Here is an 11,860-nt window from a genome sequence, read left to right as displayed (position 1 = left end):
GAACCCAACTATTAATATATTCACATACTTTGATAACAACTCTTTAGCGTTTGGCATTGTCTAACAGCAATTAATTATTACTTTTGCCATCCTGAAATAAATCTTAGTCTTAAATCAATATGTCAGAAGTGATTAGGTTAAAAAAAGGGCTGAACATCAAGCTGAAAGGCAGTGCTGAAAAAGTACTCGAAAAATTGCCGGTCCCGGCAACAGTCGCTCTGAAACCAACCGATTTTCCCGGACTTACTCCAAAACTCAGTGTTAAAGCCGATGCCGTTGTAAAGGCGGGTGATGCACTTTTTTACGATAAATACCACCCTGAAATTGTCTTTACTGCTCCTTATGGCGGTAAAGTAGTTTCTATCAACCGTGGTGAGCGTCGTAAAATTTTGGAAGTGGTTATTGAAACAGACAAAGACGCAGGTTCCGCTTCGTTTAAAAAAGCAGATCCCAGCAGCTTGTCGGGAGAAGAGGTAAAAGAGCAGTTACTGAAAAGTGGTTTATGGCCATTTATAAAAAAACGGCCGTACGGAGTGATTGCATCTCCGAATCAGAAACCATTGTCGATTTACATTTCAACATTTGACACGGCGCCACTGGCACCCGATTACAATTTTGTGATCAACGGACAGCTTGCTACGTTCCAGACCGGAGTAAATGCCCTTGCAAAACTTACCGAGGGTAAAGTTTACCTGGGAGTTAATAAGGATTCGGCATTTACCGGAGTAAAAAATGTAGTGATCAACACATTCGAAGGTCCGCATCCGGCCGGTAACGTTGGTGTTCAGATCGCCAATACCAAGCCGCTGAACAAAGGAGAAGTAGTATGGACGGTTAATGCACAGGATGTACTGTTTATCGGTCGCCTTTTTGAAACCGGAAGTGTAGATTTCAGCCGAATTGTAGCACTTGCGGGTTCTGAAGTTGCTGCACCCAAATATTACCAAACGCTGGTAGGCGCTCCCGTTGCCTCACTGGTACAGGAAAGATTGGTAGAAGCCAGTTATCATTTGCGCATCATCAGCGGAAATGTGCTCACCGGAACAAAAGTAGGTCCTCAGCAATACCTGGGATTCTATGATTCGATGGTGACCGTGATCCCTGAAGGTGACGAATATGAATTTGTAGGATGGGCCACACCCGGAGCCGACAAATTCACAGCTTCAAAAACCTTCGTTTCAAAACTGTTCCCTAAAAAAGAGTACACAATCAATGCAAACATGCATGGTGGTGAACGTGCTTTTGTAATGTCGGGACAGTATGAAAAGCTGGTTCCGATGGATATTCTTCCGGTGCACTTGCTGAAAGCTGTATTGGTTAACGATATCGACAAAATGGAACAGCTGGGTATCTACGAAGTTATTGAAGAAGATCTGGCCCTTTGCGAATATGCGTGTACATCGAAAATTGAAGTGCAAAAAATTATTCGCGATGGTATTAACACCATGATTAAAGAGCTTGGTTAATTTTTACATGTAATCATTTAGTCTTTTTAAGATGAAATTTATAAAAAACTTTTTCGAAAGAACAGAACCGCTGGTTCAGAAAGGGGGCAAATATCATTGGCTTCAGTCTGTTCACGACGGATTCTTTACATTCTTATACACACCAAAAACCACATCGAAGACCGGTGCGCACATTCACGATTACATAGATCTGAAGCGTACCATGTCGATTGTTGTGTTGTCGCTGGTTCCGGCCATTCTTATGGGAATGTTCAACACCGGGTACCAACACTACAAAGTCATCGGGGAACTGGCTTCGACCGGTTTTTTTGAAATTTTCGTGTTCGGATTAATAAAAGTTCTTCCGATCATCATCGTTTCGTACGCTGTTGGTTTGGGAATTGAGTTTGTGTTTGCACAAATTCGCGGCCACGAAATTCAGGAAGGATTTCTGGTTTCGGGGATGCTTATTCCCTTGGTAATGCCAATTGAAACTCCGCTTTGGATGATTGCCGTAGCAACCGCTTTTGCAGTTATCATTGGTAAAGAAGTATTTGGCGGAACCGGAATGAACATCTGGAACCCGGCACTTGTTGCACGTGCTTTCCTTTTCTTTGCTTATCCGGCACAAATGTCAGGTATCAAAGTTTGGGTAGCGGGCAGTCAAACGGCCGATGCCATTACCTGCGCCACGCCGCTCGGAGATGCTGCCGCCGGAACGATTTCCTATACAGCATCAGATGCCTTCTTCGGTTTGATCCCCGGATCGATCGGTGAAACGTCAACACTGGCTATTTTAATCGGTGCAGTTTTTCTTATTATCACCGGAATCGGAAGCTGGAGAATCATGCTTTCAACCATTGCCGGTGGCGCAGTTATGGGACTTATCTTAAATGCTTTTGCAGACAGCTCTGCCCTCTCTGAAGCCAACCAGGTATTCTTCGGAATTCCTTTCTGGCATCACCTCATTCTGGGTGGTTTTATGTTTGGTGCTATTTTTATGACAACTGATCCGGTATCAGCGTCACAAACACAAACAGGAAAGTGGATCTATGGTTTCCTTATCGGTATTCTGGCGGTACTGATCCGCGTGATCAACCCTGCATATCCGGAAGGAATGATGCTTGCCATTCTGCTAATGAACACTTTCGCTCCGCTGATCGACCATTACGTTGTTCAGAGCAATATTAAACGCAGACTGAAACGTGCCACCGTTAAAGGTCAAACTGCTTAAAAATTACAGATCATGAACAGAAACGGTAATACTTATACAGTTATGTACGCAGCGATTATGGTAATCCTGGTTGCTGCTATTCTGGCTTCCGTTGCAATGGCGCTTAAGCCGAAACAAGTCAGAAACGTAGAGATTGAGAAAAAGCAAAGCATTTTGGCGTCAGTAAATATTGAAAGTACAGCTGCTGATGCCGAAAAAATTTATGCTGATAAGATAGTAAACGAATATGTGGTAAATGTTAGCGGCGACCAGGTTGAAGGCAATGCGTTTAATACCGACCTCAAAAAAGAATACGCTAAAGCAGCCGACCAAATGCGTTTGCCGGTTTTCGAATGCAAAACAGACGAAGGAGTAAAATACGTGCTTCCGTTACGCGGAACAGGTCTTTGGGGCCCAATTTGGGGTTTTATTGCCTTGAACGAAGACATGAACACCATCTACGGTGCCAACTTCGACCATCAGGGTGAAACTCCCGGATTAGGTGCCGAAATTTCAACTTCGGTATTCGAAAAACAATTTGTGGGTAAGAAACTTTTTGACGACAAAGATCAACTGGTTTCCATTATCGTTGCGAAAGTTGGACAGGAAGCGCCCGCCGATCACAAAGTGGACGGTATCTCGGGAGGTACCATCACCAGCAAAGGTTTGGAAAAAATGCTCCTTGACGACTTTACCAGATATGAAGAATTCTTAAAAAAGAAAAAATCTTAAGCCATGAGCGAACCATTATTTTCAAAGAAAAATTTAAAACTGTTATCTGATCCGCTGAATAACAGTAACCCGATTACCGTGCAGGTACTGGGTATTTGTTCGGCGCTGGCAGTAACAGCACAGCTAAAACCTGCTGTGGTTATGGCCATTTCGGTTACCGCAGTACTGGCTTTCGCAAACGTGATCATCTCGCTGATTAGAAATACTATCCCTAACCGTATCCGAATCATCGTACAACTTGTAGTTGTAGCAGCGCTGGTAATCCTGGTTGACCAGGTACTGAAAGCCTATGTTTACGACGTAAGCAAGCAGTTATCGGTATTTGTTGGTTTGATCATTACCAACTGTATCCTGATGGGACGTCTGGAAGCATTTGCCTTGGGTAACCGCCCGTGGCAATCATTCCTCGATGGTATTGGTAACGGAGCAGGTTATGCTGCTATTCTAATCATCGTAGCTTTCTTCCGCGAATTACTTGGATCGGGAACTGTTTTCGGATTCCGTGTCATTCCCGAAAGCTTGTACATTACCAATGGTGGGTCCTATGCCAACAACGGTATGATGATTCTCCCTCCGATGGCTTTGATCACCGTAGGAGTTATCATTTGGGTTCAGCGTAGCAAAAACCGCAAATTAATTGAGAATTAACAAGGCCAAAAAAGGAGTATTATGGAACATTATATAAATCTATTTATCAAGTCGATTTTTATCGAGAACATGGTATTTGCCTACTTTCTGGGCATGTGTTCTTACCTGGCTGTATCGAAAAAAGTAAGTACAGCTGCCGGTCTTGGAATCGCAGTAATTTTCGTTCTGGGTATCACTCTTCCGGTGAACTACCTGCTTGAAACTAAAGTTTTAAAAGAAGGCGCTTTAACCTGGCTAAGTCCCGCATTTGCTGATGTTGACCTTAGCTTCCTTTCATTTATCATGTTTATCGCTGTTATCGCGGCAATGGTTCAACTGGTGGAAATGATAGTTGAAAAATTTGCTCCCGCGCTGTACAACCAATTGGGTATTTTCCTTCCGTTGATCGCGGTAAACTGTGCGATCCTTGGAGGTTCATTATTCATGCAGCAAAAAGAATTCGTGAACATTGGTGAAGCTTCGGTATACGGTTTAGGATCGGGAGTGGGCTGGTTCCTCGCTATTATTGGAATTGCAGCTATCCGTGAAAAAATCGAATACTCAAACGTACCTGCTCCGTTGCGCGGACTGGGAATCACCTTCATTGTTACCGGTTTGATGGGGATGGCATTCATGGGATTCATGGGTATTAAATTGTAGAACAGAATAAATCAACGAACAATGATAGTACTATCAACAACAACCGTAGTTCTTACCAGTGTAGTGGTTTTCCTCACTGTTATTATACTTCTGGTTGCCATCTTGCTATATGTCAAGAAAAAACTGACTCCCTCGGGAACTGTAAAAATCGATATTAACGACGGATATCTGGCACTGGAAGCTGAACCGGGAGCTACACTTTTAAGTACGCTTGGAAACAATAAAGTGCTTCTTCCTTCTGCTTGTGGCGGAGGGGGTACATGCGGAATGTGCCGTTGTCAGGTAATTGAAGGCGGTGGTTCAATTCTTCCAACCGAAACCGGTTTCTTTACGCGTAAAGAACAAAACGACCACTGGAGACTTGGTTGCCAGGTAAAAGTGAAGGAAGACATGAAGATCCATATGCACCAGGAAATTCTTGGTGTTAAAAAATGGGAGTGCACAGTGGTTTCGAACAAGAACGTGGCTACTTTCATCAAAGAATTCGTGGTTAAACTTCCTGAAGGCGAAACACTGGATTTCAAATCGGGTGGATACATCCAGATCGACGTTCCGAAAGTGGATGTTGACTTCAAGGATATGGACATCGAAGAAAGATTCCGTGATGAATGGGAAAAATTCGGCATGTTTGACCTGAAAATGAAAAACCCGGAACCAACTTTCCGTGCTTACTCAATGGCCAACCACCCTGCCGAAGGCAACATCGTAATGTTGAACATTCGTATTGCCACTCCACCTTTCGACCGTGTCAGCAATGGCTTTAAGAAAGTTAATCCTGGAGTTTGTTCCTCATACATTTTCAATCTGAAACCGGGCGACAAAGTAACTGTTTCGGGTCCTTACGGGGAATTCTTCCTGAAAGACAACGACAGCGAAATGATGTTTGTAGGCGGTGGTGCCGGTATGGCTCCAATGCGTTCACATTTGTTCCACCTGTTTCATACCGTAAAGGAAAGCAAAAAGAAAGTTACTTTCTGGTACGGTGCACGTTCGTGGAAAGAAGTATTTTACTACGATCAGTTCCGTGAAATAGAGAAGAATTTCCCGAATTTTGAGTTCCACCTGGCGCTTGACCGTCCCGATCCGGCAGCCGATGAATTAGGAATTACTTACAAAACAGGATTTGTTCACCAGGTGATTTACGACAATTACCTGAGACAGCATGAAGAACCAGAAGAAATCGATTTCTACATGTGTGGTCCGCCAATGATGAACGACGCTGTGCAGAAAATGCTTTACGATCTGGGGGTTCCGACTGAAAACGTTTTATTTGACGATTTCGGAAGCTAATTCAGAAAAAGTATTTCAAGATATAAAAGCCACTTCTTTACCCGGAAGTGGCTTTTTCTTTGGTTTGAAATTACATGCCGCAACATTTCTCTAACCCCGCCCACCCCATTTTCGTAAACACAGTTGCATTTGTACATCTTGTTTCAGAGGTTCAAATGAGACTACAGTATCAACTAACTAAAATTCATAGCCATGAAAAGTCATTACTACCTGGTTGCTACTCCCGAATCGCTCATTGCCTCTCATCTGGGGCCTGTCGAATTTGGAAACTATTTGGCAGTCGGGACAAAGAAAAATCTTCGGGCGCAGTCGGTGTATTTTGAAATTGATCCCGCTAAAGTAAACCTCCCTTTGGATTATGTAAAGGAAAAACTTGTACCCTATGAAAACGGTGAACCCAAACGATCGGTTTATTTATCGATTTACCGTGTTTTTGAAGCCATTCCGCTTGAAGCCTTGAAAAACCTGTACCTGGCCACCGATGATGGGAAAGTACTGGAAATACAGGCTACCGACTATGTAGCAAAAAGCAAAAAAGACATTCACCTGTATCAGCAGTACAATCCGTTTTCAACCATGGTAGCAAGCAAGCTTAATCCTCCCGAGTTTATTCAGTACTTAACCGACGGTTCCAGGCCGGTGGCTGTTCCCAAACTTTTCTTTGTCGAGCTTCAATTGAACCAGCTGGCGAACGATCCGACATTGCCCATCCAGAACCTGCCTTACAGAAATCCCGCACACCTGCGCGAGTGCTTGATAAAACTGAATGAAACTTCGCAGCGACTGACCAAAACCGTTCTCCGGGAACGACACAGCGAACTCCCCTACCGAACCATTGAGGATGGCTTTTTTATCGGCGAACGGGATCATTATCTGTTCTATCCGTTCCCCGGTCAGGAAGAACTGGAATCCACTCATTTTGCCTGGTGGAGATCAGCTTTGGTTCAACATTTTTAAACAATAGAAAAACAGTCTTTTAAGTCTTATATGCGCTTTTTTTAAGACATAAAAATACACTTCGTTAACCGATTCTTAACTAGTGCCCTCAAATGTCGTATTCATATGGAAGAAGCACTAAAAATGCTACTTTTGCGACTTCAAAATCAAAGCAGGGAAATGGGTTATACAAGCAACACACACATCATTCGCAGAGAATTATTACGTCAGATTGTACAACTTTTTGCCGATGGCCGGCTGGAAGACGAAATCGACCGTATTCCGATTAAAATGGCCCCGAAGAAAAAACCTGCACAACACCGTTGTTGTATCCACAAGGAAAGAGCGGTTATCAAATACAAAATGTTTCCGCTACTCGGATTTACAGTCGACGACGAGAAAGACGAGCTTGTTCCCTTGCGTTATTATGCTGAACAGGCCAAAGAACGCCAGTCGCTAAAAAACGAAATCCTGACAGTGGTTGACGAGGCCTGCACCAGTTGTGTAAAAGCACAGTATGTGGTAAGTAATTTATGCCGCGGTTGTGTTGCCCGCCCTTGTATTATGAATTGCCCCAAAGGCGCAGTGAGCATGCAAAACGGTCAGGCAAAAATTGACCCGTCAAGCTGTATCAACTGCGGAATTTGCAAAAATCAGTGCCAGTACCACGCCATTATTCATGTTCCGATTCCCTGTGAAGCTGCTTGCCCTGTGGGCGCCATTTCGAAAGACGAATTTGGCGTTGAACGGATCGACGATGAAAAGTGCATCTACTGCGGAAAATGTCTTGTAGCTTGTCCGTTTGGAAGTATTTTTGAAGTTAGTCAGATCATCGACGTGATGATGGCCATCCGCAACGAAGAACACATTACAGCGATGTTTGCACCGTCGATACACGGACAGTTTAACCTGACTACCGGGCAGATTGAAAGCCTGCTAAAGGAAATTGGCTTTAACGAAGTGGTGGAAGTTGCCGATGGGGCAAGGCAAACCGTTATTCACGAATCGGCAGAATTTGAAGAACGCATGGAAAGCGGCCAGTCGTTTATGACCACCAGTTGTTGCCCAAGCTATGTGGAAGCCGTTGACAAGCACGTGCCGGGACTTCGTCCTTTTGTTTCCGACACTCCTTCGCCCATGATGTATGCGGCAGATATTGCCCGAAGCGAATACCCGGGAACAAAAACCGTGTTTATCGGCCCCTGTATTGGTAAACGCAAAGAAGCCCGGAAAAACGAAAAAGTAGATTTCGTGATGTCGTTTGAAGAACTCAACGCAATGATTGTGGCGCTGGATATTGACCTCGGCAAGCTGGCAGACAACGAAAACAGAACCAACTCCAAAACGCTCGATCGCGGTTTTGCATTATCGGGAGGTGTAGCTGCAGCGGTAAAAGCAGAACGTCCCGACATCCAAATCAATGAACTGGCGATTAACGGCATCGACAAAAAAGCGCTGGGCATGCTAAAAGCCTACGCCAAAGGTAAAGCGCCTGCCAATTTTATTGAAGTGATGTGTTGCGAAGGAGGTTGTATCAATGGTCCGGCATCGTTAGGCGAATTAGCCGGAAACCGGAAACTGTTTAATGTAAACCTGAAATAGGGGAACACAGACAGTATCAAGCCTGATTTTTATCTGGAAATGATATCTCATCCCAACCTCTTTCCGGGGAAGTATTTCGTTTGCTTAATTTCAGGGAAAACCATAAAGAAGAACCATTCGATAACCTTATCGGACAGCAAATAAAAAGCCGCTCCCAAATGGAAACGGCTTAATTAAATCTATGAAAATTATACTACTATACGCTTAGCTGTCCTTCAGCGTTCGCATCTGTTAAATTCCGTACTTTAGTGTTTCCTCCTCCGGCAGAGAAGTCTGGTTGAACCGGTTTATTGGTTTTCCATGCTCCGCGAGTGAAGTCAGGTATATCGATTGGTTTTGAACCATTGGCAATCGACCACTCGCTAAGCGGAGTGATACAACTCCAGGCTGCTGCATCGTAAACATCCATATCAACCGGAAGCCCGTTGCGCAAACAATCAATCAGTCGCCAGTCCATAATGAAGTCCATACCACCGTGTCCGCCAACTTTTTTGGCCATTTCTCCTACTCTGCGAACAATTTCCGGAGTATATTTTTCTTCCAGTTCCTTCATTTTGGCATCATCAACTACATTGTGTCCGAAAGCAATATGCTGCAACGGCCATTTTTGTGCAAAACACTTGGTTCCGCTCAACATATGAATTCTTGAATACGGACGAGGTGATGAAATATCGTGTTGAATCAGGATCGTTCTTCCTTTGTTGGTTTTAATCATTTGCAGGTCCATGTTCCCACGCATTTTCTGACCAACAAATTGTTCAAAGAACGGATCTTCTTTTGCCTTTTCTTCTATTCTGTTTTTCAGGGTAAAATCTTCCGAAATCATGGCCGTCAGGTAATCCATTTTATCGCCACGATTGATGTTCATCGCCTGACAAATAGGTCCTAAACCGTGAGTTGGATATACGTTAGCCTGTCTGGTGTTTTCGTGCAGACGCCACATTTTGTAATAAGCGCCATCGGTCATTTTTTCGTCCTGCGGTTTATTGAAATGCCAGTAATCCAGATCGTGAATGTAGGCACCTTCTCCGTGAATCAAATCACCAAAAACGCCTTGACGCACCATATTTAAGGTGAGTAACTCAAAGAAATCGTAGCAACAGTTTTCAAGGATAACGCAATGCTTTTTCGTACGCTCCGAGGTCTCAACCATCTGCCAGCACTCATCCATTGTTTTGGCTGCCGAAACTTCAAGTGCAGCGTGTGCTCCACCTTCCATAGCTGCGATACCAACGGGCACGTGCCATTCCCACGGAGTAGCGGTATAAATTAAATCGCAAATACCATCAGCTGCCAGTTTTTTAAATTCGGTTTCGCTGCCCACATATTCTTTAGCTTTTGGCAAACCGGCATCGGCCAGAATTTTTTGCGCTCCGTCAACAGCCGACTGTCTCACATCGCACAAGGCCACAATTTCAACTCCGTCGATGTAAGTCATACGTTGTACAGCACCCGAACCTCGGTCGCCGATCCCAACAAAACCTACCCGCACTTTTTCGAGTTTTGGAGCCGCATAGCCACACATGTTAAAGTTCATAGCAGGCACACGTTCAGCCGATTCGCGGATGAATTTTGCCTTTTCCTCGTCCGAAGCCGTGCTGCACGAAGTCATCAAAGGAGTAGTTGCAGCAACACCGGCCCCCAGACCAATATGCTTCAAGAATGTTCTACGATTAGTACTCATTGCATTAATTGATTATAGATATTATACAGAATAGATCTCAAACTTATTAATTTTTTTCTAAAGATCACTATTTAACATGAAAAATATCCAAATTTTAGCCAGCCGTCACTTTAGAGGAACCGTAGCCCATTCGGGAAAAACAGAAACATCGATATGAAATACAGTTGTACCCCAAAAATACATGACGAGTGTTGCAACGATAATCCCGGCCAGATTTAGTAAAAAACCGGTACGGACCATATCTTTTACCTTTATCCGGTTGGTTCCGAAAATAATAGCATTAGGCGGTGTGGCCACCGGCAACATAAATGCAAGAGAAGCAGCAAGGGTTGCCGGGATCATCAACAATAAGGGATTTACTTCGATACTGGTAGAAAGCCCTGAAAGAATAGGCAAAATCATTTCGGTAGTAGCCGTGTTTGATGTTAATTCAGTCAGGAACGACATCATGGTAACGTTGGCAAAGGTTAGTACAATGGGCTGTACATCGGCCAGGCCTGCCATCTGTTCACCAAACCAAAGCGAAAGGCCTGACTCTACGAATCCCTGAGCCAAAGCAAAGCCGCCGCCGAACAACAGCACGATGTCCCAGGGAATTTTTCGTGCCGTTTCCCAGTTCATTATGCGTTCGCCTTTTTCAGAGGGCGCCGGAAGAATAAAAAGCAAAACCGCCATGAATATGGCTACCGTTCCGTCGTTAATGTATGCCGGATTTTTAAACAATTTCGCCCAACCGGGGATCTCAAACGACTGAATGCTAAAACCGGAACGAAATATCCATAAAAAAGCGAGCGCGATAAATAAAATAAGAACAATTTTCTCCTCCTTTCGGGCTTTCCCAAGTGCTTCATATTCTTCACGAAATTGATCGATGTGAATTTTTTTCCAGCTCTCTTTGGGTTTGTACATCACAAATAAAATCAGCCACGCCAGTAGGAACAACAAGACAGTAGCCGGAAGCGCAAAAATAAACCAGTCGGCAAATGAAATTTCTGTCATTTCAGGGAAAATGATACTAACAATCCGGGCAAACGACAAATTCGGTGGTGTCCCCACCAACGTCGAAATTCCACCAATAGAAGATGCGTAAGCTATGCCCAGTAGTAATCCGATCGCATACTTCCCCATTTTCTTTTCCCCCAGGCTTTCCTCCAATTTCAAAATAATCGATAAGGCAATCGGTACCATCATCATGGCTGTTGCGGTATTCGACATCCACATCGACAAAATGGAAGTGGCCAACATAAATCCCAGCAGTATTCTTCCCGGACTGATACCAAAAAGAATCAGAATCCGCAATGCAATGCGACGATGCAAATTCCAGCGTTGCATCGCAAAAGCCATCAGAAATCCGCCAATAAACAGAAAGATAAGATGATTAAAATAGATAGCCGACACTGTTTTTCCATCTACCACCCCGAAAAGCGGAAACAAGGCTACCGGTAATAAGGCAGTAACCGCTAAAGGCACTGCTTCTGTAATCCACCAGGCAGCCATCAGTACTGCAATGGCAAAACAATAAGTTATCCGGGGATTTCCGGGTTCAAGGTCTGCAAATAATATTATGCACAAACTAATCAGCGGCGGTATTATCAACGATAGAACAGACGATTTCCTTTTGACGGGTTCAGCAAGATTTGGCATGGCAGATCATTCAGTTTGATTTGCCGT

10 protein-coding genes are annotated in these 11,860 nt (G+C 44.0%); 8 read left to right on the top strand and 2 right to left on the bottom strand.

Annotation, left to right across the window (positions count from 1 at the left end; translation table 11 throughout):
• Positions 1 to 119 precede the first annotated feature (119 nt).
• The 8 genes from MR764_RS13070 to MR764_RS13035 all read left to right on the top strand — a co-directional run bounded on the left by MR764_RS13070 (position 120) and on the right by MR764_RS13035 (position 8,505).
• Positions 120 to 1,466, top strand: coding sequence for a Na(+)-translocating NADH-quinone reductase subunit A (locus MR764_RS13070; RefSeq protein WP_247979870.1), 1,347 nt, complete (start codon positions 120 to 122; stop codon positions 1,464 to 1,466).
• Positions 1,467 to 1,497: 31 nt separating this feature from the next.
• Entirely contained in the window at positions 1,498 to 2,679 is a 1,182-nt protein-coding gene (locus MR764_RS13065) for an NADH:ubiquinone reductase (Na(+)-transporting) subunit B (RefSeq protein ID WP_247979869.1), read from the top strand.
• Between the two features lie 12 nt (positions 2,680 to 2,691).
• Positions 2,692 to 3,390, top strand: coding sequence for an NADH:ubiquinone reductase (Na(+)-transporting) subunit C (gene nqrC / locus MR764_RS13060; RefSeq protein ID WP_247979868.1), 699 nt, complete (start codon positions 2,692 to 2,694; stop codon positions 3,388 to 3,390).
• Positions 3,391 to 3,393: 3 nt separating this feature from the next.
• The gene (locus MR764_RS13055; protein ID WP_247979867.1) at positions 3,394 to 4,038 is read left to right on the top strand and encodes an NADH:ubiquinone reductase (Na(+)-transporting) subunit D; all 645 of its coding nucleotides are present in this window, start codon (positions 3,394 to 3,396) and stop codon (positions 4,036 to 4,038) included.
• A 21-nt stretch (positions 4,039 to 4,059) separates the two neighbouring features.
• Positions 4,060 to 4,677, top strand: a complete 618-nt coding sequence (gene nqrE / locus MR764_RS13050) for an NADH:ubiquinone reductase (Na(+)-transporting) subunit E (RefSeq protein WP_247979866.1) — start codon at positions 4,060 to 4,062, stop codon at positions 4,675 to 4,677.
• A gap of 21 nt (positions 4,678 to 4,698) precedes the next feature.
• A complete protein-coding gene (gene nqrF, locus MR764_RS13045) occupies positions 4,699 to 5,967 on the top strand; it encodes an NADH:ubiquinone reductase (Na(+)-transporting) subunit F (RefSeq protein WP_247979865.1) in 1,269 nt (422 codons plus the stop codon).
• A 192-nt stretch (positions 5,968 to 6,159) separates the two neighbouring features.
• Positions 6,160 to 6,924 (top strand): hypothetical protein, encoded by a 765-nt coding sequence (locus MR764_RS13040; RefSeq protein ID WP_247979864.1) that lies wholly within the window; start codon positions 6,160 to 6,162, stop codon positions 6,922 to 6,924.
• Positions 6,925 to 7,029: 105 nt separating this feature from the next.
• Positions 7,030 to 8,505: a monomeric [FeFe] hydrogenase gene (locus MR764_RS13035; protein ID WP_247979863.1), complete on the top strand. Its 1,476-nt coding sequence runs from the start codon at positions 7,030 to 7,032 to the stop codon at positions 8,503 to 8,505.
• Between the two features lie 196 nt (positions 8,506 to 8,701).
• On the opposite strand, the gene MR764_RS13030 is transcribed toward MR764_RS13035, so the two are convergent.
• Together MR764_RS13030 and MR764_RS13025 are read right to left on the bottom strand one after the other, a co-directional pair.
• Complete coding sequence (locus MR764_RS13030) at positions 8,702 to 10,189, bottom strand: Gfo/Idh/MocA family oxidoreductase (protein ID WP_247979862.1); 1,488 nt, start codon at positions 10,187 to 10,189, stop codon at positions 8,702 to 8,704.
• Positions 10,190 to 10,294: 105 nt separating this feature from the next.
• A complete protein-coding gene (locus MR764_RS13025) occupies positions 10,295 to 11,833 on the bottom strand; it encodes a DASS family sodium-coupled anion symporter (protein ID WP_247979861.1) in 1,539 nt (512 codons plus the stop codon).
• Between the last annotated feature and the right edge of the window lie 27 nt (positions 11,834 to 11,860).

The organism is Maribellus sp. YY47 (assembly GCF_023111095.1).
Classification (GTDB): domain Bacteria; phylum Bacteroidota; class Bacteroidia; order Bacteroidales; family Prolixibacteraceae; genus Draconibacterium.
Note: the sequence above shows the minus strand (reverse complement) of the source record. Positions and strands in the feature narration are given on the sequence as shown.